This window comes from Microbacterium sp. B35-30, assembly GCF_010634855.1.
Classification (GTDB): Bacteria; Actinomycetota; Actinomycetes; order Actinomycetales; family Microbacteriaceae; genus Microbacterium.
Window position 1 is genome coordinate 1 of sequence record NZ_MWLQ01000030.1, and the last position, 24,289, is coordinate 24,289.

Here is a 24,289-nt window from a genome sequence, read left to right on the forward strand (position 1 = left end):
GCGACCGCCCCTACGCGCCGCGCGACGGCGACCGCAAGCCGTACACACCTCGCGAGGGCGGCGACCGCAAGCCGTACCAGAAGCGTGACGGCGACCGTCCCTACGCACCTCGCGACGGCGACCGCAAGCCGTACACACCTCGCGAGGGCGGCGACCGCAAGCCGTACGAGAAGCGTGACGGCGACCGTCCCTACGCACCTCGCGACGGCGACCGCAAGCCGTACGAGCGCAGCGCGCGTCCGACGCGCGGTGGCGCGAATCGTCCCGATCGTGAGGTCCGCGAGGGAGAGATCCGTCCGGTCCGCGCTCGGCACGACGACCCGTTCATCCCGGACGACGTCACCCCGCAAGACCTGCCGACGGCCGCACGCAACGAGCTGAAGACGCTGAGCAAGGAGAACGCCGACGAGGTGGCGCGCCACCTGGCGATGGCATCGGAGCTCATCGACGAGGACCCCGCGCTGGCGCACCAGCATGCGCTGTCGGCGTCCCGACGTGCCGGGCGCATCGCGATCGTCCGGGAGACGCTCGCGATCACCGCCTATGCGACGGGCGATTTCGCTCTCGCGCTGCGTGAGCTGCGCACCTACCGGCGCATCTCCGGACGCGACGACCAGATCGCGCTCATGGTCGACAGCGAACGTGGCGTCGGCCGCGCCGACCGCGCCCTCGAGGTGGGACGCTCGGTGGACCGCGCAACGCTGGACACTTCGGTCCGCGTGGAGCTGGCGATCGCCATGTCGGGGGCACGTCTCGATCTCGGCGAACCCGAGCGCGCGCTGCAGGAGCTCGACATCCCTGAGTTCGACCCCGATCGCGCCTTCGAATGGAGCCCGGGACTGTTCGCCGCGCGAGCCGCCGTGCTCGAGGAGCTGGGCCGCACCGACGAGGCGGCGCAGTGGCAGCATCGCGCCGTCGTCGCCGGAGAGGCGATCGACGCGGCGGCTGGTCTTGACGACCTCGAGACGATGCTCGTCGAGGAGGTCATCGAGGAAGTCATCGACGAAGACGACGAGGACGAGGCGTTCGACGAGGACCAGTCCTACGACGAGGTCGACGAGGAGGAGTCGTTCGAGGACGACGAGGCCGACCAGGACGACGACCAGGACTACGACGACCAGGACGACGAGATCGACCCGGAAGGCCGGGTCGAGGCGTCCGGCGAGGAAGTCCAGAACGGCGAGGATCACCAGGTCGAGACGTCCGACGAGGACGGCGACGTGGCCGAGGCCGAGCTGGAGCTGAGCCCGCAGGAGGAGCTCTCGGTCGCCGCTGAGGTCGCTGAGATCCTCGTCGAGGCCGGCGTCGACACGCCGGAGCCCGGAGCCGGAGCCGAAGCCGACGCAGCCGCGGAAGCGGAGGCGGACGCCGACACCGACGAGGCCCAGCGCTGATGGCACTCTTCGGGCGGCGGGCTGTGACGCCCGCCCCGCTCGACGGTGTGGACGTCGTACTGGCCGACCTCGACGGCGTCGTCTACGCCGGCGCAGGAGCGCTGCCGCACGCGGTGGAGAGCCTGAATCGTGCGAGGGACGGCCGGGCTGCCATCGCCTACATCACCAACAACGCGGCACGCACGGATGCCTCGGTGGCGGCGCACCTGAGCGAGCTCGGCCTGGCGACGGATCCGAGCGATGTCGTGACAAGCCCTCAGGCGGCGATGCGGCTGCTCGCGGAGAAGATCGCCCCGGGTTCGACGATCCTCGTGGTCGGCGGCGACGGACTCGTGGTCGAGGTCGAGAAGGCCGGGTTCGTCGTCACGCGCAGCGCGGACGACGCGCCGGCGGCCGTCGTGCAGGGATTCGCGCCCGAGGTCGGTTGGACGCAGCTCGCCGAGGCCGCGTTCGCCCTCAAGACGCCCGAGGAGGAAGGCGGCATCCCGTGGGTCGCCACGAACACGGACTGGACGATCCCGCAGTCGCGCGGCATCGCTCCTGGCAACGGCACGCTCGTATCCGCCGTGCATACGGCGGTGGGCCGGCTCGCCACCGTGGCAGGTAAGCCCGAGACGCCGATCTTCCAGGAGGCCGTCGCGCGGTTCGGTGCGCAGCATCCGCTCTTCCTGGGTGACCGGCTCGACACCGACATCCTCGGGGCGAACCGCGCCGGCATTGCTTCTGCACTCGTGCTGACGGGGGTCGACCGGCCCAAGCACGTGCTTGCCGCTCCGGAGAATTCGCGGCCGACGTACATCCTGGGCGACCTTCGTGAACTGCACGAGCCATATCCCGAGGTGCAGGTGAAGGACGGCGTCGCCACCGTGCGCGAGGCGCGCGTGGCGATCGACGGCGCCGACGTCCGCATCCTCAGCGAGGGCGATCGCGCGATCGATCTGGTGCGCGCGGGTGCCGCAGCGATCTGGGCGAGCGGTCGGGCGATCTTCGGCTTCCGCGTGCCGGAGCGGCTGTACGCCGACCCGTTCCACCGCCCCTGACCCGTCACGCCGCCTCGAATCCGGACGACTGTCGTGCTGCCCCCGTAGTCTGGATGAATGGACCAGGCCAGCCCGCGTGACGACGAGACAGGCGACCTCCTCTCCACGCTCGAAGTGATCGAGGCGCAGCCGCTGGCCACTCGCGCCGACGCCTACGACTCGCTGCACGACACGCTCGCCCGTCGCCTCGAGGCGACCCCGGGCTCCCCGTCATGACGAGCCGGCTCGACGCCGCTCTCGCCGCCCGCGGTCTCGCGCGCTCCCGCACTCACGCCGCGACACTCATCGCCGAAGGATTCGTGAGCGTCGACGGTCGCCCGGTGGTGAAGGCCTCGACCCCAGTGGGCGACGAGACTCTCATCGAGGTCGCCGGTGCCGATCACTACGTCAGCCGCGCGGCGCACAAGCTGATCGCCGGCCTGGACGCCTTCGACCTCGACGTGCGGGGCCGCGTGGCGCTCGACATGGGGGCTTCCACCGGCGGGTTCACGCAGGTGCTCCGCGAGCGCGGCGCCGAGCCGGTGATCGCGGTGGATGTCGGACACGGCCAGCTCGCGGCATCCGTCGCCGACGACCCCGGCGTCATATCGATCGAGGGGTTCAACGTCCGCTACATGACTCCCGACTCGCTCGCCGAGGCGAGCGGCGTCGCGGAGCCGCCGTCGATCGTGACGGGCGATCTGTCGTTCATCTCGCTGTCGCACGTGCTGCCGGCGGCCCGGGCGGTGGCGGCATCCGATGCGGATCTCGTGCTGCTCGTCAAGCCGCAGTTCGAAGTCGGTCGCACCGCGGTGAAGGGCGGCCTGGTGACCAACCCGGTGCTGCGAGCGGATGCCGTCGCCCGCGTGCTGTGGGCGGCGTGGGACGTAGGGCTCGGCACGTGCGGCCTCGTTTCCTCCCCGATCGCGGGCACGCACGGCAATTCGGAGTTCATCGCGCACCTCGCGCCGGGCCGGGGGAGCAATCCGACAGAATGGTCAGGCACTGTGAACCGACTGGCGGGGAGCCGATGAACAACGCCGACGCACCGCACGACCTGCAGGTTCAGGCGCAGGCCGGGCGCAGCATCCTCGTCGTGGCGCACGCGCATCGCGCCGAGACCGTCACCGCCGCCGAGCGCGTCGTCGACGCCCTTCGCGCCGCGGGTGCGCAGCCGGTGTTCGCGGCGGACGATGCGGAGGAGCTGCTCGCCGCGGGTGCGGCGATCGGTGACGTCGCGCTGCTGGGCGTGGATGCGTCGGTCGGTGAGATCGAGCTGGCGATCGTGCTCGGCGGGGACGGCACCATCCTGCGTGCCGCGGAGCTCGTCAGGGACGGTCGCGCCCCGGTGCTCGGGATCAACATGGGCCACGTCGGCTTCCTCGCCGAGACCGAGCGGGATGACATGGACGAGGCCGTTCGCCGCGTCATCGCCCGCGAATACGAGGTCGAGGAGCGCATGGCGCTCCAGGTGAGGGTGAAGGACACCGCGGACTCCGTCATCTACGAGACGTGGGCCCTCAACGAGGCGACGGTGGAGAAGGCCAGCCGCGAGCGCATGCTGGAGGTCGTCGTCGAGATCGACGGGCGACCGCTGTCGACGTTCGGGTGCGACGGCATGGTCGTGTCGACGCCGACCGGCTCGACCGCCTACAACTTCTCCGCGGGTGGTCCGGTCATCTGGCCGACGGTCGAGGCGATCGCCGTGGTGCCGCTGTCGGCGCACGCGCTCTTCGCCAAGCCCCTCGTCGTCGGCCCGGAGCACTCGGTCGCGATCGAGGTGCTCGAGCGCACGAACGGCACCGGCATCCTGTGGTGCGACGGTCGTCGCTCGCACGACCTGCCTCCCGGCGCCCGCGTGGTGGTGCGGCGCTCCGATCGCCCCGTGCGCCTCGCGCGTCTGCACCCCGCGCAGTTCACCGATCGCCTCGTGCGCAAGTTCCGTCTTCCCGTCGAAGGCTGGCGGGGCCCCGCTGCGATCACCGGCCTCCTGCCGGTCACCTCCGAGGTGGCGCCGTGATCGAGGAGATGCGCCTGCGCGACCTCGGCGTGATCGCCGAGGCGACACTGCCGATCGGCGCGGGGTTCACGGCGATCACGGGGGAGACCGGCGCCGGCAAGACGATGGTGGTCACCGGTCTCGGCCTGCTGCTCGGCCAGCGGGCCGACTCGGGTGCCGTGCGCGCCGGCGCCTCGCAGGCCACGGTGGACGGCGTCTGGATCGTGCCCGAGGACGGGCCCGTCGCCGCGCGCGTACGCGAGGCGGGCGGCGACGTCGAGCCCATCGGCGGTGGCCGAGCCGAGCTGTACATCGGGCGCTCGATCTCGAGCGAAGGACGCGGCCGCGCCTCCGTCGGCGGGCGTGCCGCGCCGGCAGGGGTGCTCGCCGACCTCGCCGACGAGCTCGTGGTGGTGCACGGGCAGTCCGATCAGCTGCGACTGCGCTCAGCCGCGGCGCAGCGCGACGCGCTGGACCGCTTCGGCGGCGAGACCGTCCAGACCGCGCGAGACGCCTACCGGCGATCGTTCGAGCACTGGCGAGCGATCGACCGCGAGCTCTCGCAGCTCACGGACGATCGCGACGCGCGTGCTCGTGAGGCCGACGAACTGCGGTCGCAGCTCGCCGACATCGAGCAGGCCGCTCCGCAGCCCGGAGAGGACGCCGACCTCGCCGCCCGCGCTGAGCGGCTGGCGAATGCCGAGGAGCTGCGGGTTGCCGCCGCGACCGCCCACGACGGCCTCTCGGGTGAAGGCGACGAGCCCGATGCCGCCACACTGCTCGCCGAGTCGCGACGCGTCCTCGAGCGCGTGCACGACCCCGTGCTCGAAGAGCTCGCGGGCCAGCTGGCCGACCTCGGCTATCGTGTCGCCGATATCGCGGCAGCCCTCGCCGGCTATCTCGCCGATCTTGACGAGTCGGGACCGCACGAGCTGGCCGCCGTCGAGGAGCGGCGCGCGGTGCTCGCGGGACTCGTGCGCGCGCACGGCACGCTCGACGCCGCGATCGAGCTGCTCGACACGGGCTCTGCCCGACTCGCCGAGCTCGACGACGACTCCGGTCGCATCGAACGGCTGACCGAGGAGCGGGATGCCGCGGCCGCTGCCCTCGACCAGACCGCAGCCGTGCTGACCGCCGCGCGGACCGAGGCGGCCGCGCGCCTGGGCGCGGCGGTGACGGCCGAGCTGCGCGCCCTCGCGATGCCGGATGCCCGGCTCGAGGTGGCGGTCACCGCAGGAGCCGAGACGGCGTCAGGGCGCGATGACGTCGCGATCCTCCTCGCCCCGCACCCCGGTGCCGAGCCGCGCGCGGTCTCGCGCGGCGCGAGCGGGGGAGAGCTCAGCCGCGTCATGCTCGCCATCGAGGTCGTGATCGCGGCCGTCGACCCGGTGCCGACGTTCGTGTTCGACGAGGTGGATGCCGGCATCGGCGGCGCCGCGGCGATCGAGGTGGGACGGCGCCTCGCCCGTCTGTCCGAGTCGTCGCAGGTGATCGCGGTGACCCACCTCGCGCAGGTCGCGGCGTTCGCCGCCAACCACCTGACTGTCGTGAAGGCGAACGACGGCTCGGTCACGGCATCCGATGTCCGCCGCCTGGAGGGCGCGGACCGCGAGGCCGAGATGGCACGCCTGCTGTCGGGCATGCCCGATTCGGACGCCGCTCTGACACACGCCCGCGAGTTGCTGGGCCTTCGCACCGAAGTCGACTGAGATTCGGCGCCTGCTCCGCGTGTCGCCAGCTTCTGCGAAGCTCATCGAAATACAGCCTGATAGGATAAAAGCCCGTGATGCAGACTTCTGGTTCTTCCCGCGGCGACAATTCGAACGACACCACCAAGCACATCTTCGTGACGGGTGGTGTCGTTTCCTCTTTGGGCAAGGGCCTCACCGCTGCGAGCCTCGGAAACCTTCTGACGGCGCGGGGTCTTCACGTCGTGATGCAGAAGCTCGACCCGTATCTGAACGTGGATCCGGGAACGATGAACCCGTTCCAGCACGGCGAGGTCTTCGTGACCGACGACGGCGCCGAGACGGATCTCGACATCGGCCACTACGAGCGCTTCCTCGACATCGAACTGAGCCAGGCGGCCAACGTCACGACCGGCCAGATCTATTCGCAGGTGATCGCCAAGGAGCGTCGCGGCGAGTACCTCGGCGACACCGTCCAGGTGATCCCGCACATCACCGACGAGATCAAGCGCCGCATGCGCCTGCAGGCCGACGAGTCGCCCAAGCCCGACGTCATCATCACCGAGATCGGCGGGACGGTCGGCGACATCGAGTCGCAGCCGTTCATCGAGTCGGCCCGCCAGATCCGTCACGAGCTCGGCCGCAACAACGTCTTCTTCGTGCACGTGTCGCTCGTCCCGTTCATGGGTGCCTCGGGGGAGCAGAAGACCAAGCCCACGCAGCACTCCGTGGCGACGCTGCGCTCCATCGGCATCCAGCCCGACGCGCTCGTGCTGCGCAGCGATCGCCCGGTCACCGAGGCGAACAAGCGGAAGATCGCGCTGATGTGCGACGTCGACGAAGGCGCCGTGGTGAATGCCGTCGACGTGCCGAGCATCTACGACATCCCGTCGATGCTCAACGAGCAGGGGCTCGACGAGTACATCGTGCGCACCCTCGGCCTGTCGAAGGCCGACGGCGTGGACTGGTCCCGCTGGCAGCGCGTGCTCAACGCGGTGCACAACCCCAAGCACGAGGTCACGATCGGCCTCGTGGGCAAGTACATCGACCTTCCGGATGCCTACCTCTCGGTCACCGAGGCGCTCAAGGCCGGCGGATTCGCGCAGGAGACGCACGTCAACATCCGGTGGATCCCGTCCGACGAGTGCCAGACGCCCGAGGGTGCCGCCAAGGCGCTCGCGCCGCTGGACGGCATCGTCATTCCCGGCGGCTTCGGCATCCGCGGGATCGAGGGCAAGATCGGCGCGCTGAAGTTCGCACGCGAGCAGGGCATCCCGACGCTCGGCATCTGCCTCGGCCTGCAGTGCATCGTCATCGAGTACGCGCGCCACGTCGCCGGCATCGAGGACGCGTCGTCGAGCGAGTTCGATCCCGACACCGAGCACCCCGTGATCGCGACGATGGAGGAGCAGGTCGACATCCTCGACCGCGGCGACATGGGCGGCACGATGCGCCTCGGGCTCTACCCGGCCGAGCTGGCGGAGGGCTCGATCGCCGCCGAGGTCTACGGCTCGAGCCGCGCGTCGGAGCGCCACCGCCACCGCTACGAGGTGAACAACCGCTACCGCGACCGGATCGCCGAGGCGGGCCTGGTGTTCTCGGGCATCAACCCCGATCTCAACCTCGTCGAGTACGTCGAGCTGCCCCGCGACGTTCACCCGTATTACATCGCGACCCAGGCGCACCCCGAGCTGCGCTCGCGCCCCACGGATGCCAACCCGCTGTTCCGCGGACTGGTCGGCGCGGCCCTCGAGCGTCATAGCGCGAGCGAGCTGTTCGAGGTGGAGCCGTTCGACGAGCTCGCGGGCCGCTGACGTGACGGACGAGCGGTCGCAACAGCCTGTCGCTGCCGCGACGCCTGCGCCGGCGCTTCTCGCGGACGAGCCCGTCGCTGCCGCCATCCTCGAGAGCGAGCTGGTCTACGAGGGACGCGTCTGGGATGTGCGCAGCGACACCGTCGCCTACGGCGAAGGTCAGATCGTGCGCCAGTACGTCGACCACCCGGGGGCCGCTGCGGTGGTCGCGGTGGACGACGACGGCCGGGTGCTGCTGATCCAGCAGTACCGGCATCCGATCCGCCTCCGCGACTGGGAGATCCCGGCGGGGCTGCTCGACATCGCCGGCGAGGCGCCGATCGAGACGGCGCGCCGCGAGCTCGCCGAGGAGGTCGACCTGGTCGCCTCCTCGTGGGAGCCGCTGGTGAGCATCTTCACCACGCCCGGTGGAAACGACGAGATCGTCCACCTCTTCCTCGCGCGCGGCCTGTCGCCGGCCGACGACGTCCACGCACGGGAGGACGAGGAGGCCGACATCCGCCTCGAGTGGGTGCCCATCGCCGACGCTGTGGCGGGCATCTTCGCGGGGCGGCTGCGCAACGGCATCCTCGCCGTAGGCGTTCTGGCGGCGGCGGAGCGTCTTCGAGGCGCCGGGGAGAGCTCGGTCGGCTGACATGAAGATCGCCTGACATGGACATCGATCGTGCGGTGGACGCCTACCTGCGCCACGTCGCGATCGAGCGCGGCCTGTCGGAGAACACGGTCGCCGCGTACCGGCGCGATCTCGCCGGTTATGCCGGCTGGCTGCGCGAGCAGGGCATCGGCGAGACCAGCGCGGTCACATCGGTGACCCTCGCCAGCTTCATTGCCGACCGGGCGGCCGGCGACCCTCCGATCGCGGCGTCGTCGCTCGCCCGACTGCAGTCGTCGGTGCGGGGACTGCACCGGTTCCTCGCGCGCGAGGGCATCGAGCAGGCCGATCCGTCGTCGAATCTGCGTCCGCCGAAGCAGGCGCGGCGGCTTCCGAAGGCTCTCACCATCGAGCAGGTGGAGAAGCTGCTGGATGCCTCCGGCCCGGCGCCGTCGACCGATGCCGACGTCTCGGGCACCGGGGGCGGAGCGCCGGGCGACGTGGTCGGCACGCGTGATCGGGCGCTCCTCGAGCTGCTGTACGCGACCGGCGCGCGTGTGTCGGAGATCGTGCAGCTGGACGTCGACGACGTCGCCCACGGGGACGTGCTGCGGGTGCGCGGAAAGGGCTCGAAGGAGCGCATCGTCCCCGTAGGCTCGTACGCCCGCGCCGCCGTCGACGCCTACCTCATCCGCGCCCGACCCGAGCTCTCGCTGCGCGGCCGCGCCACGCCGAAGCTGTTCCTCGGGGCGCGGGGAGCGCCGCTGTCGCGGCAGAGCGCCTGGCTGATCATGCAGTCGGCGGCCGATCGTGCCCACCTCACCGCGCACGTCTCGCCCCACACCCTGCGGCACTCGTTCGCCACACACCTGCTGCAGGGCGGCGCAGATGTGCGCGTCGTGCAGGAGCTGCTCGGGCACGCCTCGGTGGCGACCACGCAGATCTACACGTATGTGTCGGTCGACGCGCTGCGCGACGTGTACGCCACGTCGCACCCGCGCGCGCGGTAGGGGTCTCCGGCGGGTCGACGTGGCGGACATCTCCTGCCGCCGCGGCGCTTTGCTGAAGGATTTCGCCTACGGCCCACTAGGATCGAGCGAGCACGAGGAAGCGGGAGCACGGTGGCTGACAGCACGGCGAAGACCAGATCGGGGAAGGCCTCGGAGTACGAGGTTCCCATCGGGCCGACCGGGCGTCCCTACCAGGGGTTCCCCACGCCGCCGAAGCTCGACGGCCACGGCCCGGCTCGCATCATCGCCCTCTGCAACCAGAAGGGCGGCGTCGGCAAGACGACGACCACCATCAACCTGGCCGCAGCCCTCGCGAGCTACGGACGCAAAGTGCTCGCGGTCGACTTCGACCCGCAGGGCGCGCTGTCGGCGGGTCTCGGCATCCAGACGCACGAGATCCCCACGATCTACGACCTGCTGCTCGACGGCAAGCGCGACCCGCACGAGGTCGTCGTCCACTCGCGAGTCCCGAACCTCGACGTGATCCCGGCGAACATCGACCTCTCGGCCGCCGAGGTGCACCTCGTCAACGAGGTCGCCCGCGAGCAGACGCTCTCTCGCACGCTGCGGAAGGTCAGCCCCGATTACGACGTGGTGCTCATCGACTGCCAGCCGTCGCTGGGCCTGCTCACCGTCAACGCGCTCACCGCCAGCCACGGCGTCGTCATCCCGCTCGAGTGCGAGTTCTTCGCCCTGCGCGGCGTCGCGATGCTGATCGAGACGATCGACAAGGTGCGCGACCGCCTCAACCCGACGATCACGCTCGACGGCGTGCTCGCGACGATGTACGACGCGCGCACTCTGCACTCGCGCGAGGTGCTCGAGCGTGTGGTCGACGCCTTCGGCGACGACGTCCTCGAGACGGTCATCGGCCGTACCGTCAAGTTCCCGGATGCCTCCGTCTCAGGCATGCCGATCACCGAGTTCGCGCCCGAGCACGCTGCCGCGCAGGCCTACCTGCGGCTGGCGCGAGAGCTGGTCGCCCGTGGCGCTGTCGCCTGACCCTTCGACAAGCTCAGGGACCGATGAGGGCTCTGTGGCCGATGAGGGCTCAGCGACCGAGCCGGGGTTCCGGGTCGCGCTGTCGAACTTCGACGGACCCTTCGACCTGCTGTTGACGCTGATCTCCAAGCACGAGCTCGACATCACCGAAGTGTCGCTGTCGCTGGTGACCAACGAGTTCATCGCGTACTTGCGCGAGCTGGGCCCCGACGAGGACCTGGACGAGGCATCCGAGTTCCTCGTCGTCGCCGCGACCCTGCTCGACATGAAGGTCGCGGGGCTCCTTCCGCAGGGCGAGCTGGTCGACGCCGAGTCGGTCGCGCTCCTCGAGGCACGCGACCTGCTGTTCGCGCGCCTGCTGCAATATCGCGCGTTCAAAGAGGTGTCGACGTGGTTCGAGCGCTGCCTCCGGCGCGAGAGCGTGCGGCACACGCGCTCGGTGCGGCTCGACGAGAAGTACCGTCAGGCCGTCCCCGAGCTGGTGTGGTCGCTCAGCCCCGACGATTTCGCCGCACTGGCGCTCGTGGCGATGACGCCGAAGGAGCTTCCGCGCATCGGGTTCGACCACCTGCACGCCCCGCTCATCAGCATTCGCGAGCAGGCCGCGATCGTGGTGACCCTGCTGAGGGATGCCGGGTCCCTGACGTTCCGCGAGCTCATCGCGGGTGTCGCACAGTCCGGTGTGGTCGTCGCGCGGTTCCTCTCGGTGCTCGAGCTGTACCGTCACGCCGCACTGTCCTTCGAACAGCTCGAGCCGCTCGGCGAGCTGACGCTCCGGTGGAGCGCGCAGCGCTGGAGCGACGAGAACCTCGCCACTTTGGGAGCCGACTATGACCGATGATGCTTCGACGAATCGCCTGGACACCACGGACGTCGCGCGGCGGTTGGAGGCGATCCTGCTGATCGTCGAGGAGCCGCAGAGCCTGGTGAGCCTGGCGGCGGCCGTCGGCGCACCCGTGCCCGCGGTGCGCCAGGCGATCGAGTCGCTCGTCGACGACTACGACGGCAAGTCGGGTGGGCCGGTGCGCGGCTTCGAACTGCGCGAGGTCGGCGGTGGCTGGCGCCTGTACGTCCGCGAGGAGCTCGACGACCTGGTCAGCGAGTTCGTCGGCGGGCAGGCGCCGTCGCGGCTGTCGCAGGCGGCACTCGAGACGCTCGCCGTGATCGCGTACAAGCAGCCGGTCACGCGCAGCCAGGTCGCATCCATCCGCGCGGTCAACGTCGACTCGGTCGTGCGCACGCTGCTCGCGCGCGGGCTCATCACCGAGCTGTTCGCGGATGCCGAGACCGGCGCCATCAACTACGGCACCACCGATGCGCTGCTCGTGCATCTGGGCATCAACTCACTGGATGAGCTGCCCCACATCTCCCCGCTCCTGGACGGCGCCGACGAGGTGTCGAGGGCGGATGAGGTCGGCGGCGGCCTGGACGAAGGGATACGGCGATGAGATCGACGGACGCCCGGTCCCCGGCATCCATGTCCCGACCCTTTGTCCATATGTCCCGATTCCGGTCGTTCCCGGCCGCGGGAGCGAACGAAAGTGGGACACGATGACCTCGCACGAGAAGACCGGGACCGGGTCTGGCGGTGACGCCGAGGGCGTGCGCCTGCAGAAGGTCCTCGCGAACGCTGGCGTCGCGTCCCGCCGCGTCGCCGAAGATCTCATCGTCGCGGGCCGGGTGCGCGTCAACGGCGAGGTCGTGACCGAGCTCGGCTCGCGCATCGATCCCGAGAACGACCTGGTCGACGTCGACGGCACGGCCATCCAGCTCGACCAGTCGAAGCGCTACGTCATGCTCAACAAGCCCACCGGCGTCGTGAGCTCCATGAAGGACGACCGCGGTCGGCCCGATCTGCGCCGCTTCACGAAGGACTGGGACGAGCGGCTCTACAACGTGGGGCGATTGGATGCCGAGACCAGCGGCCTGCTCGTGCTCACGAACGACGGCGAGCTCGCGCATGTGCTCGCTCACCCCTCGTTCGGCGTCACCAAGGTGTATATCGCCAAGGTGGAGGGGCGCGTCACACCACAGACCATTCAGAAGCTCGTGCACGGGGTCGACCTCGAGGACGGCCCGATCGCGGCCGACAAGGCCCGGCTGCTGTCATCGTCGGCCGAGGGCGGCGGGTCGCTCGTCGAGCTCACCCTTCACTCCGGGCGCAACCGCATCGTCCGCCGGATGATGGCCGCGGTGGGTCATCCCGTCGTCGAACTCGTCCGCCGGCAGTTCGGGCCGCTCCACCTGGGAACCCTGCCAGCCGGGCGCGCGCGCGAGTTGACTAAAGTGGAGCGGGGCGCTCTGCTGACTCTCGCGCGCAGTGCGACATCTTCCACGCCGGCGGAGGACGCGCCCGATACCCGCGATGGCGATCAGTCCGCGGAGTGAAGATCCCTCCCTGCGGGGCGAACAGGAGACGCAAGTGACCGACACGAGGCCGACCTCGGCGCGCGAGCGCGCCGCAGAGTCCGCGCTCGCTCCGCGCGTGCAGGGCACGGTGCGGATCGTCGGCGCAGGCCTCCTCGGGGCCAGCATCGGTCATGCGCTGACCGCTCGCGGCGTCGACGTCGCACTCGACGACACCTCGCCGTCGCAGCTGCGCCTGGCCGTCGACTACGGGGCCGGTCGTCATGCCGCCGACACCGACGACCCGTCGCTGGTCGTCGTCGCGGTGCCTCCGGACGTCACGGCGGACGTCATCGAGCGCGAGCTCGCCCGCTACCCGGCCGCGGTGGTCACGGATGTCGCGAGCGTGAAGCTCGAGCCTCTCCACATGCTGCGCGAGCGCGGCGTCGACCTCACGCACTACATCGGCTCGCATCCCCTTGCCGGGCGCGAGCGCGGGGGAGCGATCTCGGCGCGCGCCGACATCTTCGTCGGGCGGCCGTGGGTGGTATGCCGCGACGAGGAGACCCCGTCGGCCGATCTCGCCCTCGTCGAGGGCCTCGCGCTGGATCTCGGCGCGACGCCGCTCGAGATGACTCCCGAAGACCACGACCGCGCGGTCGCGCTCGTCTCGCACGTCCCGCAGCTCGTGGCGAGCCTGCTCGCCGGGCGCTTCGTAGACGCGCCCGACGGCTCGCTGCGGCTCGCGGGCCAGGGCGTGCGCGACACGACCCGCATCGCGGCATCCGCCCCCGAACTGTGGGTGCAGATCCTCGGCGCCAACGCTTCGCCCGTCGTGGACGTGCTCGACCTGCTGGCCGCCGACCTGACGGCCGTCGCCGACGCGCTGCGCGCGCCCGACGCCCCCGGCTCTCGTCGCGCCGTCGCCGACACGATCCGCCGCGGCAACGACGGCGTCGAGCGCCTTCCCGGCAAGCACGGACAGAACCGCCGCTTCGAGCAGGTCGTCGTCATGGTGGACGACACCCCCGGCCAGCTGGGCCGGCTGTTCGGCGAGCTCGGCGAGCTCGGCGTCAACGTCGAGGACCTGCGCCTCGAGCACTCGCCGGGCGCCCAGTTCGGCCTCGCCGAGATCAGCGTCGTGCCGAGCGCGGTGCGCCGCGCCGTCGACGGGCTCGAATCGCGCGGCTGGAAGATTGCGAGCACCACCAATGACTGACCCTTCGACCCCTTCGACACGCTCGGAGAGCGGGGCCGCGAACGACGCCGGCAGCGGGCCGGCTGACGCGCCACGGACGATCGTCGTCGCGATCGACGGGCCGGCCGGCAGCGGCAAGTCCAGCGTCTCCAAGCAGGTCGCCCGGCACCTGGGGTACGGCTACCTCGACACCGGCGCCGCGTATCGGGCGCTGGCGTGGCACGCCCTCGAGCACGGCATCGACACGTCGGATGCGGCATCCGTTCTCGACGTCACGAGCGCTTTCGACTACGCGATCTCGCTCGATCCCGATGCGTACTGGGTGCGCGTCGGCGCCGCCGACGTGACGGACGCCATCCGCGAGCCGCGTGTCTCGGATGCCGTCAGCGGCGTCGCCCGCGTGCCCGCCGTGCGCGAGTCGGTGAACCGGCTGTTCCGTGCGCTGGTGGACGCCTCCGGGCGTCCCGGCGTCGTCGTCGAGGGCCGCGACATCACGACGGTTGTCGCCCCCGACGCCCCGGTGCGGATCCTCCTCACGGCGGCACCGGAGGTGCGGGCGGCGCGTCGCAGCGCCGAAGTGACGACGCAGGATGCCGCGGCCGTCGCCGCGGCACTCCACCAGCGCGACGCCTCCGACTCGGCCGTCGTCGACTTCCTCACCGCCGCGCCCGGCGTCGAGGTCGTCGACTCGACCTCCCTCGATTTCGACCAGACTGTGGACGCCGTGCTCGGCGTGATCCGGGCGGCAGAGTCCGTCCCGATGATCCGGAGCACCCCCGCGGTCGACCACCAGCAGACAGGAGCCTGAGATGGCCGCTGACAACACCACCGGCACCCCCGAAGACTTCGACGAGTTCGAAGACACCGGCGCCGACCAGCTCGCCGAGAACCTCGCCGCCGTCGACGACGACCTCGCCGACCAGCGTGCCGCCGCTCTGCGCGCCGGCCTCGAGGACTACGACCTCGACGAGGAGGACGCCGAGCTGCTCGAGGGCCTCGTGCGTGGCGAGGACGGCATCGAGTTCCTCCCGGCGCTTCCCGTCGTCGCGATCGTCGGCCGGCCCAACGTCGGCAAGTCCGCCCTGGTGAACCGCATCCTCGGCCGCCGCGAGGCCGTCGTCGAGGACACCCCCGGTGTGACGCGCGACCGCGTCACCTACAAGGCTGAGTGGATGGATCGCCGCTTCACTATCGTCGACACCGGCGGCTGGGAGCCCGACGCCAAGGGCATCGACCGCTCCGTCGCCCTGCAGGCCGAGGTCGCGATCGATCTGTCCGATGTCGTGATGTTCGTCGTCGACGCGATGGTGGGCGCCACCTCGACCGACGAGCATGTCGTGCGCCTGCTGCGCAAGGCCGGCAAGCCCGTCTTCCTCGTCGCCAACAAGATCGACGATGCTCGGCAGGAGCCCGAAGCAGCCGCACTGTGGAACCTCGGCCTGGGTGAGCCCTACCCGGTCTCGGCGATCCACGGTCGCGGTGTCGCCGACCTGCTGGACGAGGTCGTCAAGGTGCTGCCCGACGTGTCGGCGGTCGCCAAGCACGAGATCGGCGGCCCCCGCCGCGTGGCGATCCTCGGGCGTCCCAACGTCGGCAAGTCGTCGCTGCTCAACAAGGCCGCGGGCGAGGAGCGCGTCGTCGTGAACGAACTCGCCGGCACTACCCGCGACCCCGTGGACGAGATCGTCGAGGTCGGCGGCAAGCTCTGGCGCTTCGTCGACACCGCCGGCATCCGTCGCCGCGTGCACCTGCAGCAGGGCGCGGACTTCTACGCCTCGCTGCGCACGTCGGCTGCGCTCGAGAAGGCGGAGGTCGCCGTCGTGGTGCTCGACGTCACGCAGCCGCTCAGCGAGCAGGACGTCCGCATCATCGACCTCGTGCTCGAGTCGGGGCGCGCGCTCGTGCTGGCGTTCAACAAGTGGGACCGCCTCAACGACGACGACATGGACGGCCAGGACCGCCGTCGCTACCTCGAGCGCGAGATCGAGCAGGACCTCGCGCACGTGGCCTGGGCGCCCCGCGTGAACATCTCGGCGCGGACCGGTCGCCACCTCGACAAGCTGGTGCCGGCGCTCGAGACCGCGCTCGAGTCGTGGGATCAGCGCATCCCCACGGGCAAGTTCAACGCCTTCCTGTCCGAGCTCATCGCCGAGCACCCGCACCCGCTCCGGGGCGGAAAGCAGCCGCGCATCCTGTTCGGCACGCAGGCCTCGACCCGCCCGCCGACCTTCGTGCTGTTCACGACGGGCTTCCTCGACCCGGGCTACCGCCGCTTCATCCAGCGACGCCTGCGCGAGCTCTACGGCTTCGAGGGCACGCCGATCGTCATCAACATGCGGGTGCGCGAGCGCCGCCAGCGCTGATCGCGGGATACCGCCGTCAGCCGCCGGTGCGGTGGGCGAACGCCGGCCGCACCATCGCGGTCGCGTCAGGCTCGGCGAAGCCGAACTGCCGGTAGAGGCCGTGCGCGTCGCCGGTGAACAGCGTCCAGCGCAGGTCGCGGCCGGGACCGTCGTCGATCATGAGCTGCAGCAGCCGCTTGCCGAGACCGTGGCCGCGGTGGGCGTCGAGCACGAAGACGTCGGCGAGGTACGCGAAGGCGACGCCGTCCGACACCGCGCGGGCGAACCCGACCTGCGCGCCGGTGTCGCGGCGATACGCGCCGACGACGCGCCAGGCGTTCCCGATCTGCGTCTCGACGTCGGCGCGCGTGCGCCAGCGTCCCCAATAGGCCTCGGTCGAGAGCCACGTCCACACGACATCGTGCTGGATGCGGGATCGGTCGTCGTCGAGGTCGTAGTCCATGGGCTCTATTGTGGCGAGTCATCGCGTGACGCCCGGCGGTCCGGTCCTCGGCCGGTGGCTCGGTGGTATGACAGGCTGGCGGTGAACGAAAGGCCGGCACAGTGACGATCGAGCCCCCCGCCCCTGGAGAGCCCCGGCGCCCCGATGGGCCGCGCGACCCGGGCGATGCGTGGGTGGTCGCACCCACGGGGGAGCGGTACTGGGGTCGCTTCGGCGCCGCCGGGCTGCTCGCGGTGGACGCGGAGCGGGGAGTGCTGCTGCAGCACCGGGTCTCGTGGAGTCATTTCGGCGACACGTGGGCGCTGCCCGGAGGAGCGCGCCACGAGGGGGAGTCCGCGTCCGGCGGCGCCCTGCGTGAGGCCGCCGAAGAGGCTGGTGTTCCCGAGGCTGCGGTGCAGGCGCGCGTGCTGAGCGTGCTCGACCTCGGTTACTGGACCTACACCACCGTCGTCGGCGATGTCATCCGCCCGTTCGAGCCCGTCATCAGCGATCCCGAGAGTCGAGAGTTGGCGTGGGTCCCCGTCGGCGCGGTCGCCGACTATCCGCTGCATCCGGGCTTCGCCGCGTCGTGGGAGGTGCTGCGCGGTCTTCTCGATGTGCGGCCGGCCGTCATCGTCGACGTCGCCAACGTCATGGGCTCGGTGCCCGACGGCTGGTGGAACGACCGCGCGGGCGCCGCCGCCCGCCTGATCTCGCGGATCGTGGGCCTCGCCGGGCGTGGGGTGCCGGCATCCGCTCTCGACCTGCCCGAGCACACGTGGTACCCCGAATGGACCGCCGTCGTCGAGGGGCAGGCGCGGTCCGTGGCAGACGCCGACGGCGTCGAGGTGGTGCGGGCAGAGGGATCCGGTGACGACGCGATCGTCGCCGCCGCACAGCTGGCGATGGCGCGCGGACGTGTCGTGACGGTGGTCACGAGCGATCGTGGCCTGGCCGGGAGGGCGACGGATGCCGGAGCCGCCGTCCGCGGTGCGCGCTGGCTGCTCGACCTGCTCGACGCCTGACTGGCCTGTCGAGCTTCCCACCCGCGCCGGGCGGAAGGTCTGCGACGCGGCTCGCGCCTTGCGGGGCCGTCTCGGTGGCGGTACGTTTCGCGCAGGATCGGCCGCGTGCCGGCCCAAGGTCGGGACCCGACCGGCGGGGGAGCGACATGATCATCTCCAGCGACCTGGACGCCGGCCGAACGGCGGCGGCGGACCGGCGCTGGGCGGACGCGCTTGAGCTGCTCGCACGTGTCGATGCGCGCGTCGGGCTGGGGGCATCCGACCTGGAGATGCTCGCGACGGCGGCGCTGCTCCGCGGCGAGCCGCGCGTATCCGTCGACGCGCTCTCGCGGGCCTACTCGGCGCACCTCGGCGTGCAGGACACCGCGGGCGCTGCGCGCTCGGCGGGGTGGCTGGCGCTGAACCTCATCGAGCAGGGCGACTTCACCAACAGCGTGATGTGGGCCGCGCGGGCGATGCGGATCGTGGGGGCGATGGCCGAGCCCGGCGCGCTGGCGGGCTTCGTCCGGCTGGCGCCGGCCGTCGGGCAGCTCGGCAGCGGAAACGCCGCCGAGGCGGTCCACTCCTTCGAGGAGATCCTCGATGTCGCCGAGCGCGCGGGTGATCGGGAGCTCGCGGCCTTCACGAGACTCGGCCTCGGCAAGTCGCTGATCGAGGCGGGGTCGCTGGCCGAGGGCTTCGCATGCCTGGACCTGGCGATGGCCGCCGTCGCAGCCGGCGATGTCCCGCCGCTGCCGAGCGGCGTGATCGCCTGTGCCTCGATCCCGGACGCGCTGCTGGCCTTCGACCTGGAGCGCGCGGACGCGTGGACCGCGGTGCTGGATCGGTGGTGCGGCGAGCAGCCGCAGCTGGTCGCCTTCAGCGGGCAGTGTCACGCGCTCGAGGCGGCGCTCCTCCTCGTGCGGGGCGCGTGGGCCGAGGCGTCGACGGCCGTCGATCTCGCCCTGGCGCGCTTCCGAGCGGGGGACTACCGGGCGATCTGGGGCGCGCCCTACCAGTCGGCGGAGCTCGCTCGGCTGCGCGGAGCCTTCCACTCCGCCGAGGAGTCGTACCGCCGCGCGGCGAACTCCGGATGGGAAGCGCAGCCCGGCCTCTCGCTTCTCCACCTTGCGCTCGGACGCACGGCGCGGGCGCAGGAGGAGATCCGCCGAAGCGCGGCCGGCGCCGACCCGGTCACCCGGCGGTCCCTCCTGCCCGCGCTCATCGAGATCGAGGTCGCGGCGGGCGATCCCGCATCCGCGCGTCGCGCGCTGGAGGAGCTGCGTCACGCGAGCGCTGACACGGCCACCCCGATGCTCGACGCCACCGTCGCCACGGCGGACGCGAGGGTGCTGCTCGGGGAGGGACGCGCAGCAGACGCCCTCGAGTCGGCACGAGCCGCCGCGCACGGGTGGGGCGCCCTCGGGGCGCCGTACGAGGCCGCCCGCAGCCGGATGCTGGCGGGGCGTGCGCTTCGCTTGCTGGGCGAGGCCGGGGACGCAAGAGAGACGTTCGAGGCCGCACGCGCGGTGTTCTTCGAGCTCGGTGCAGAACCGGCGCTCGCCGACCTCGCCGCGCTGATGGGCGATCGGCGCGCCGGCGCCCTCACCCCGCGTGAGCTCGAGGTGCTGCGGCTCGTGTCCACGGGCCTCACGAACCGGGGCATCGGCGCGAAGCTGTCCCTGAGCGAGAAGACGGTCGCGCGGCACCTCGCCAACATCTTCGGCAAGCTCGGCATCTCCACCCGCGCCGCGGCGACCGCCTACGCGTACGAGAACGGGCTGGTCTGACCGGTGGGGCCTCGGCAGCGCGGTCTACACACAATGACCCATGCGTGGCGCCCAGCGAGGATGGGCTCTTCGCCCGACGCGGCGCGCGGACCCCTGCACTTACCGTGGCGATATGGACATCCCGCTGATCGCAGGCACGGTCTCGACCGTCGTGTTCGCGGTCAGCAACCTGCCCATGCTCCGCAAGGCTCTGCGCACGGGCGACGTCTCGTCGTACAGCCTGGCGAGCATCGCGATGATCAACGTCGCGAACGTCGTCTACTCGCTCTACGTGTTCAGCCTGCCGCTCGGCCCGATCTGGGCTCTGCACACGTTCTACCTCGTCTCGTGCGCCATCATGCTGGTGCTGTGCCTCGCGAAGAGCCGTGCCGCGCGGAGGAGCGAGGTGCCGCGCCGCGTGTCGGTGATCTCCATCACGGAGGGTCTGGAGCCGGTCACTCGCGGCCGCGGAGCCGGTCGATCTCCCGCCGCTCGCGCTTCGTCGGACGGCCGGCGCCGCGGTCGCGCTGCGCCATGATCGGCGTCGGGTCGCGTGGCGGGGTACGGTCCTCCATGGCCGTGGCGACCAGCGGGGCGCCGACGCGCTTGGAGATCGGCTGCTTCACGACGAGCATCCGGTCGAAGCCGTCGATGCGCACGCGGATCTCGTCGCCGATCCGCACGGCCTGCGCAGCCTTCGCGCGCTCGCCGCCGACGCGCACGTGCCCGGCTCGGCACGCGGTCGTGGCCGCCGAGCGGGTCTTGTAGATGCGCACCGCCCAGAGCCAGGCATCCACCCGCACGGCCTTGCCGGCGGCCGCCGGATCTGTCATGCCGTCACCGGCGTCACGGCCGCGTGCCGTGCGCGAACGCTGACCAGCACGCCCGCGGCGATGAGTCCCTGGCCGAGGCAGTACGTGAACATCACGAGCGGGCTCGTCCAGCCTGGCATGGCCTCCGGCATGAAGAGGCGGAAAGCGAGCACGGAGTCGGATGCCAGGAAGAACACGCTGCCCCACACGACGAGCGGATGGCACCGGGATGCCGCGACCGCTGTGCCGCCGAGCACCAGCCCATAGGCGGCCACGGCGACGGCGAGCCCGCCGAGGTAGGGCCAGAGGACGACGAGCAGCGCGATCCACCAGACGGCGTAGATCGCCGCCCATCGGGGTACCCGGCGTGCGGCGAGCTTCCGCCAGAACAGCCAGATATAGCAGAGGTGCGCGAGTCCGAAGAAGAGCAGCATCATCGGCACGGTGGGCAGCCACGGCACGAAGACGCCCGCGCCGTCCCCGAGCCAGGAGAGCGCGATCGCAGCGACGAGGAGCGTGTGCGGCGCCGTCCATCGGGTCCCTCGCGCGCCCCATGCGACGGCGACCAGCAGCAGAGGCATGAGCGCGAGCTTGGTCGGTGCGGCGATGGCGGGGGAGTCGGCGGCGAGCGCCGACACGTGGACGACCGACACCACGATGTACGGCACGAAGCCGATCCACAGCCGATGCATGATCCTCCTCGAAACGCAGGCAGACACCATCGTCGCACGACGGCGCCGCACGCCCCGCCGGGGTCGGCGTCGGTCAGGCCGCGAGATCGAGCGAGACGATCGCGACGTGGGGCTTGGGTCGTGCGACCTCGCGGAACCCGGCCTCTTGGAAGGTCGACAACACGCCGTGGTAGAGGTCGTTCGTGGGGATCTTCCTGCCCGCGCCGGGGTCGAGCGGGTAGGCCTCGATCACACGCGCCCCGCTCGCTCGGGCGTACTCGATCGCGGCGTCGAGCAGGCGCGCATTGAGCCCCTGCCGGCGATGCTCCCGGCGGACGACGAAGCAGCTCACCGTCCAGACCGACTCGTCGTCCCACGGCTCTTCCGAGTCCGTCGCATAATTGCGCGTGCGTGCGAGACGAATCTGCCGCATGCGCGGTCCGACCCTCACCCAGCCGGCCGCCTCGCCGTCGACGTAAGCGACGAGCGCGGGCGGGGGACCTGCGTCGATCTCGTCGCGGAGCATGCCCTCGCGCTGCTCTCTCGACGTCGTCTGCCACTCGCTGTTCGGCATCATCCACCACTGGCACTGGCAGCCGTATCCATCGCCGCCGCCGCTCAGCGCGTGCTGGGCGTCGTCGAAGCGATCTGCGGTGGCCGGTTCGATGGTGATGGTGGTCATGCCGCGACGCTACTGGCCCCCGCAGACACCGGCAAAGGACGGATGCCACGCCCGGGCGCACGCCGGTTCGCGACGCCACCGCCGAGCGGGTAGGATGGGGGAGTTGTCCACGCGTCAGCGGGGCCAACGGGATGTGGCGCAGCTTGGTAGCGCACTTGACTGGGGGTCAAGGGGTCGCAGGTTCAAATCCTGTCATCCCGACGGAAAAGCCCTGATGAGGATTCGCTCCTCATCAGGGCTTCGTCGTTTCCGGCACCCGTCCGGCGCGGTCAGAGCACGCTGACCAGCTGGTCGAGGTCGTCGTTCGGCAGTTCGTCGGCGACGGCGGTGACCGAGATGTTCACGAGTTCGGCCCTGCCCGAGAGGACGTTGAGGAACGCCGTGTCGGCGGCATCCCTGCCGGTGGCGATCCGCACGAGCGTCGAGCGGGGAGCGAGAGCGCTGGCGTCGACCGCCCGCCACGCACCATCCACCCACGCCTCGGCGACGGCGTGGAAGTCCATCGGGTCCAGCCCGGGCGCGTACACGGCCACAGATCTGGCCGGCACCCCTTGTGCGCGAAGCAGCGCCACGCAGAGGTGCGAGTAGTCGCGGCACACGCCGCGGCGGGCGAGGAGGGTCCGCACCGCGCCGTCAGTCGGGAGGGAGGAGCCCGGAATGTAGCTCAGGCGCGTGCCGACCCACGATGACACGGCCGTGAGCAGCTCGGCGGCACCCCGGATGCCGCGGAACTCGGCTGCGGAGGTCTCGGCGAGCGCGTCCGACTCGGCGTATCTGCTGGGACGCAGGTACGTCAGCAGTTCGACGTCGTCGCGTGCCGTCGGCGATGCCGCGCCCTCGATGGTGGCGTCATAGCTCATCACCAGCTGGCCGAGTCCGCTCTGCACCCGATGCAGTCGCGTGGCGTGGACGTCGGTCAGCTCGGCTATCGAGACGGGCGCGCCGTCCAGGGTCGCGGTCACGTGTTCCGTGCTGAAGTCGTAGTCGCCGGCCGCCGCGATCGAGAAGACCAGGTCGGCGGGTTCGGTGATGTTGAGGACGATGGTGCTGCTGACCGTGCGCTGCATTGCCCAAGCCTGCCCTGTACGCGGCGAGAAAGCGAAAGCTTGGGCGAACGCTCAGGTCCAGGCGGTCTCGATCGGGATGTCGTGCCCCAGCACTCTGGAGGCCGCGCGGTGGCCGGAGCACATCGCGGCGGTCACGGTTGCCGGGTCGTCGGTCCACGTCGCCTCACCCGCGAGATGCAGGACACCGCCGATCGGCGTGGCGAGGTCGTCGTGGTCGGCGGTCGTCGATCCGACGGTCATGTAGGCGTATGAGCCGTGCGACCACGGGTCGTCCTGCCAGTCGGTGACATGCACGTGCGTCGGCCGCTCCACGCGATCGCCGTACAGGCGACGCAGCTGCGCAAGCACCGAGTCGACGATCTCCTCCTCGGTCCAGTCGCGGGTGTCGATGGCGGCCGGCCCCGCGGCGAACGTCAGCAGGGTCGGCGTATCGTGCAGCGCCGAGAGGTCGTACCACGAGTGCCACCAGCGGCTCTCGGGGCCCTGCTGCCGGATCGCGTACACGCCGTCGTCCCAGAACTTCGTGGGAAACCGCAGGAACACCTTCTCGAAGGCGTTCATGCTCAGCCGGGCCAGGGCTCCGGCGACCGGCTCGGGCAGGGCCGGCTCGATGACGAAGTCCTCGGACTGGAGCACGCCGACCGGCACCGTGACGATCGCACTGTCGGCGGCGAAAGCGCCATGGTCGGTCGTGACGACGACGCCTTCGGCCGACCACTGCACGCGGGAGACGACATGGATGAGGCGGATGTCGAGCCCCTCGGCGAGTCGCCGGGGGAGTCGGTCGTACCCGCCCGGGAACACCACCTCGTCACCCTCGACGACGTCATCGTCGAGGCCGTGGGCGGCGAGGTCCTCGATCCACACGCCGTACTGCTCCTCGGACCGGTGCTCGAAGTACTCCCGCACGCGCTCGGTCCGCCCAGCGTCCCAGCCCTGCGCGGCGAGCGCCACCTCGGTGACGTCGCGGTACGAGGCGTCCGGAGCGGATGCGGCGACCGCCTCGAGCAGCGCGGCATCGGCGGCGTGGATGTCGGCGATGAACGCCTGGGCTGAGGCATCCGTCAATCGCATCCCATCGGGCCCGTAGTAGGCGATCGGCCGGCTGTCGGGCTGATACCCGCCGACGGTGAACTCGACCGCGGGCATGCCGAACGCCTCGGCCGCGGCGGCGACGGGGGAGTCGTTGATGCCGTGGATCCAGGACGCACCCATGTCGGTGACGAGGCCGAAGCGCCGGTCGGTCGACACGCGCCCGCCGACGCGGTCGCGGGCCTCCAGCACGACCACATCGCGCCCGGCCTCGACGAGCAGCCTGGCCGCGGTGAGCCCCGCCACCCCGGCGCCGACGACGATCGTGTCGAAGTGATCCATGTGCACCGTCCTCCTGCGCGCAGCACCGCGCGCTCCGACGCTATCGCAGCGGTGCGGATGTATC

24 protein-coding genes, 1 tRNA gene and 1 pseudogene are annotated in these 24,289 nt (G+C 71.1%); 20 read left to right on the forward strand and 6 right to left on the reverse strand.

Annotated features, from left to right (window positions below; translation table 11 throughout):
• From B2K11_RS16065 to der, 16 genes and pseudogenes are all read left to right on the forward strand, one after another.
• Nucleotides 1–1,394: pseudogene (locus B2K11_RS16065) on the forward strand (hypothetical protein); the annotation flags it as partial.
• Nucleotides 1,394–2,434 carry an HAD-IIA family hydrolase gene (locus B2K11_RS16070; RefSeq protein ID WP_163619703.1) on the forward strand — a complete coding sequence of 347 codons (1,041 nt, stop codon included), beginning with the start codon at nt 1,394–1,396 and terminating at the stop codon, nt 2,432–2,434. The pseudogene B2K11_RS16065 and the gene B2K11_RS16070, both read left to right, overlap by 1 nt.
• 57 nt (nt 2,435–2,491) lie before the next feature.
• Nucleotides 2,492–2,650 carry a hypothetical protein gene (locus tag B2K11_RS20505; protein WP_204260159.1) on the forward strand — a complete coding sequence of 53 codons (159 nt, stop codon included), beginning with the start codon at nt 2,492–2,494 and terminating at the stop codon, nt 2,648–2,650.
• Entirely contained in the window at nt 2,647–3,447 is an 801-nt protein-coding gene (locus B2K11_RS16075) for a TlyA family RNA methyltransferase (RefSeq protein ID WP_163619705.1), read from the forward strand. The genes B2K11_RS20505 and B2K11_RS16075 overlap by 4 nt, the downstream gene beginning before the upstream one ends.
• Entirely contained in the window at nt 3,444–4,433 is a 990-nt protein-coding gene (locus tag B2K11_RS16080; protein WP_163619707.1) for an NAD kinase, read from the forward strand. The genes B2K11_RS16075 and B2K11_RS16080 overlap by 4 nt, the downstream gene beginning before the upstream one ends.
• Nucleotides 4,430–6,121, forward strand: a complete 1,692-nt coding sequence (gene recN / locus B2K11_RS16085) for a DNA repair protein RecN (protein ID WP_163619708.1) — start codon at nt 4,430–4,432, stop codon at nt 6,119–6,121. Before B2K11_RS16080 ends, recN begins: the two co-directional genes overlap by 4 nt.
• A gap of 77 nt (nt 6,122–6,198) precedes the next feature.
• Nucleotides 6,199–7,914, forward strand: a complete 1,716-nt coding sequence (locus B2K11_RS16090) for a CTP synthase (protein ID WP_163619803.1) — start codon at nt 6,199–6,201, stop codon at nt 7,912–7,914.
• Between the two features lies 1 nt (nt 7,915).
• Nucleotides 7,916–8,548, forward strand: a complete 633-nt coding sequence (locus B2K11_RS16095) for an NUDIX hydrolase (RefSeq protein ID WP_239526141.1) — start codon at nt 7,916–7,918, stop codon at nt 8,546–8,548.
• 17 nt (nt 8,549–8,565) lie between these two features.
• A complete protein-coding gene (gene xerD, locus B2K11_RS16100; RefSeq protein WP_163619712.1) occupies nt 8,566–9,516 on the forward strand; it encodes a site-specific tyrosine recombinase XerD in 951 nt (316 codons plus the stop codon).
• A gap of 111 nt (nt 9,517–9,627) precedes the next feature.
• Nucleotides 9,628–10,518 carry a ParA family protein gene (locus B2K11_RS16105; RefSeq protein WP_163619714.1) on the forward strand — a complete coding sequence of 297 codons (891 nt, stop codon included), beginning with the start codon at nt 9,628–9,630 and terminating at the stop codon, nt 10,516–10,518.
• A 34-nt stretch (nt 10,519–10,552) separates the two neighbouring features.
• A complete protein-coding gene (locus B2K11_RS16110; protein ID WP_239526142.1) occupies nt 10,553–11,359 on the forward strand; it encodes a ScpA family protein in 807 nt (268 codons plus the stop codon).
• Nucleotides 11,349–11,966 carry an SMC-Scp complex subunit ScpB gene (scpB, locus tag B2K11_RS16115; protein ID WP_163619716.1) on the forward strand — a complete coding sequence of 206 codons (618 nt, stop codon included), beginning with the start codon at nt 11,349–11,351 and terminating at the stop codon, nt 11,964–11,966. The genes B2K11_RS16110 and scpB overlap by 11 nt, the downstream gene beginning before the upstream one ends.
• Nucleotides 11,967–12,069: 103 nt before the next feature.
• Complete coding sequence (locus tag B2K11_RS16120) at nt 12,070–12,906, forward strand: pseudouridine synthase (protein ID WP_239526147.1); 837 nt, start codon at nt 12,070–12,072, stop codon at nt 12,904–12,906.
• A gap of 34 nt (nt 12,907–12,940) precedes the next feature.
• Nucleotides 12,941–14,083, forward strand: coding sequence for a prephenate dehydrogenase (locus tag B2K11_RS16125; protein ID WP_163619718.1), 1,143 nt, complete (start codon nt 12,941–12,943; stop codon nt 14,081–14,083).
• On the forward strand, nt 14,076–14,870 hold the full coding sequence (gene cmk, locus B2K11_RS16130) for a (d)CMP kinase (RefSeq protein WP_239526148.1): 795 nt from the start codon (nt 14,076–14,078) through the stop codon (nt 14,868–14,870). The genes B2K11_RS16125 and cmk overlap by 8 nt, the downstream gene beginning before the upstream one ends.
• 1 nt (nt 14,871) lies before the next feature.
• Complete coding sequence (gene der / locus B2K11_RS16135) at nt 14,872–16,425, forward strand: ribosome biogenesis GTPase Der (RefSeq protein WP_163619719.1); 1,554 nt, start codon at nt 14,872–14,874, stop codon at nt 16,423–16,425.
• Nucleotides 16,426–16,441: 16 nt separating this feature from the next.
• On the opposite strand, the gene B2K11_RS16140 is transcribed toward der, so the two are convergent.
• A complete protein-coding gene (locus B2K11_RS16140) occupies nt 16,442–16,867 on the reverse strand; it encodes a GNAT family N-acetyltransferase (protein ID WP_163619721.1) in 426 nt (141 codons plus the stop codon).
• Between the two features lie 101 nt (nt 16,868–16,968).
• Here B2K11_RS16140 and B2K11_RS16145 point away from each other — a divergent pair, with 101 nt between their 5' ends.
• From B2K11_RS16145 to B2K11_RS20840, 3 genes are all read left to right on the forward strand, one after another.
• Nucleotides 16,969–17,871, forward strand: a complete 903-nt coding sequence (locus tag B2K11_RS16145) for an NUDIX domain-containing protein (protein WP_163619723.1) — start codon at nt 16,969–16,971, stop codon at nt 17,869–17,871.
• 146 nt (nt 17,872–18,017) lie between these two features.
• On the forward strand, nt 18,018–19,640 hold the full coding sequence (locus tag B2K11_RS16150) for a LuxR family transcriptional regulator (RefSeq protein ID WP_163619725.1): 1,623 nt from the start codon (nt 18,018–18,020) through the stop codon (nt 19,638–19,640).
• A gap of 112 nt (nt 19,641–19,752) precedes the next feature.
• The gene (locus B2K11_RS20840) at nt 19,753–20,157 is read left to right on the forward strand and encodes a hypothetical protein (RefSeq protein WP_345770790.1); all 405 of its coding nucleotides are present in this window, start codon (nt 19,753–19,755) and stop codon (nt 20,155–20,157) included.
• On the opposite strand, the gene B2K11_RS16160 is transcribed toward B2K11_RS20840, so the two are convergent.
• The 3 genes from B2K11_RS16160 to B2K11_RS16170 all read right to left on the reverse strand — a co-directional run bounded on the left by B2K11_RS16160 (nt 20,075) and on the right by B2K11_RS16170 (nt 21,784).
• Nucleotides 20,075–20,452, reverse strand: a complete 378-nt coding sequence (locus B2K11_RS16160) for a S4 domain-containing protein (protein WP_163619727.1) — start codon at nt 20,450–20,452, stop codon at nt 20,075–20,077. The two genes, B2K11_RS20840 and B2K11_RS16160, sit on opposite strands and share 83 nt — an antisense overlap.
• Nucleotides 20,449–21,123 carry a lysoplasmalogenase gene (locus B2K11_RS16165; protein ID WP_163619729.1) on the reverse strand — a complete coding sequence of 225 codons (675 nt, stop codon included), beginning with the start codon at nt 21,121–21,123 and terminating at the stop codon, nt 20,449–20,451. Before B2K11_RS16165 ends, B2K11_RS16160 begins: the two co-directional genes overlap by 4 nt.
• Nucleotides 21,124–21,196: 73 nt before the next feature.
• A complete protein-coding gene (locus tag B2K11_RS16170) occupies nt 21,197–21,784 on the reverse strand; it encodes a GNAT family N-acetyltransferase (RefSeq protein ID WP_163619731.1) in 588 nt (195 codons plus the stop codon).
• 127 nt (nt 21,785–21,911) lie between these two features.
• Here B2K11_RS16170 and B2K11_RS16175 point away from each other — a divergent pair.
• A tRNA-Pro gene (locus B2K11_RS16175) sits at nt 21,912–21,985 on the forward strand.
• 68 nt (nt 21,986–22,053) lie between these two features.
• Here the strand turns inward: B2K11_RS16175 and B2K11_RS16180 are convergent.
• Both B2K11_RS16180 and B2K11_RS16185 read right to left on the reverse strand, forming a co-directional pair.
• Nucleotides 22,054–22,851 carry a transglutaminase family protein gene (locus B2K11_RS16180; protein WP_163619733.1) on the reverse strand — a complete coding sequence of 266 codons (798 nt, stop codon included), beginning with the start codon at nt 22,849–22,851 and terminating at the stop codon, nt 22,054–22,056.
• A gap of 51 nt (nt 22,852–22,902) precedes the next feature.
• Nucleotides 22,903–24,225, reverse strand: a complete 1,323-nt coding sequence (locus B2K11_RS16185; protein ID WP_163619735.1) for an NAD(P)/FAD-dependent oxidoreductase — start codon at nt 24,223–24,225, stop codon at nt 22,903–22,905.
• Between the last annotated feature and the right edge of the window lie 64 nt (nt 24,226–24,289).

Bases quoted from the DNA above. Each gene is read 5' to 3' on its own strand.
- B2K11_RS20505 (WP_204260159.1), top strand. From the start codon at position 2,492: ATGGACCAGGCCAGCCCGCGTGACGACGAGACAGGCGACCTCCTCTCC.
- scpB (WP_163619716.1), top strand. From the start codon at position 11,349: ATGACCGATGATGCTTCGACGAATCGCCTGGACACCACGGACGTCGCG.
- B2K11_RS16120 (WP_239526147.1), top strand. From the start codon at position 12,070: ATGACCTCGCACGAGAAGACCGGGACCGGGTCTGGCGGTGACGCCGAG.
- B2K11_RS16180 (WP_163619733.1), bottom strand. From the start codon at position 22,851: ATGCAGCGCACGGTCAGCAGCACCATCGTCCTCAACATCACCGAACCC.
- B2K11_RS16080 (WP_163619707.1), top strand. From the start codon at position 3,444: ATGAACAACGCCGACGCACCGCACGACCTGCAGGTTCAGGCGCAGGCC.
- B2K11_RS16185 (WP_163619735.1), bottom strand. From the start codon at position 24,225: ATGGATCACTTCGACACGATCGTCGTCGGCGCCGGGGTGGCGGGGCTC.
- B2K11_RS16170 (WP_163619731.1), bottom strand. From the start codon at position 21,784: ATGACCACCATCACCATCGAACCGGCCACCGCAGATCGCTTCGACGAC.
- B2K11_RS20840 (WP_345770790.1), top strand. From the start codon at position 19,753: ATGGACATCCCGCTGATCGCAGGCACGGTCTCGACCGTCGTGTTCGCG.
- B2K11_RS16165 (WP_163619729.1), bottom strand. From the start codon at position 21,123: ATGCATCGGCTGTGGATCGGCTTCGTGCCGTACATCGTGGTGTCGGTC.
- B2K11_RS16150 (WP_163619725.1), top strand. From the start codon at position 18,018: ATGATCATCTCCAGCGACCTGGACGCCGGCCGAACGGCGGCGGCGGAC.
- B2K11_RS16090 (WP_163619803.1), top strand. From the start codon at position 6,199: ATGCAGACTTCTGGTTCTTCCCGCGGCGACAATTCGAACGACACCACC.
- B2K11_RS16070 (WP_163619703.1), top strand. From the start codon at position 1,394: ATGGCACTCTTCGGGCGGCGGGCTGTGACGCCCGCCCCGCTCGACGGT.
- B2K11_RS16160 (WP_163619727.1), bottom strand. From the start codon at position 20,452: ATGACAGATCCGGCGGCCGCCGGCAAGGCCGTGCGGGTGGATGCCTGG.
- xerD (WP_163619712.1), top strand. From the start codon at position 8,566: ATGGACATCGATCGTGCGGTGGACGCCTACCTGCGCCACGTCGCGATC.
- der (WP_163619719.1), top strand. From the start codon at position 14,872: ATGGCCGCTGACAACACCACCGGCACCCCCGAAGACTTCGACGAGTTC.
- B2K11_RS16075 (WP_163619705.1), top strand. From the start codon at position 2,647: ATGACGAGCCGGCTCGACGCCGCTCTCGCCGCCCGCGGTCTCGCGCGC.
- B2K11_RS16140 (WP_163619721.1), bottom strand. From the start codon at position 16,867: ATGGACTACGACCTCGACGACGACCGATCCCGCATCCAGCACGATGTC.
- cmk (WP_239526148.1), top strand. From the start codon at position 14,076: ATGACTGACCCTTCGACCCCTTCGACACGCTCGGAGAGCGGGGCCGCG.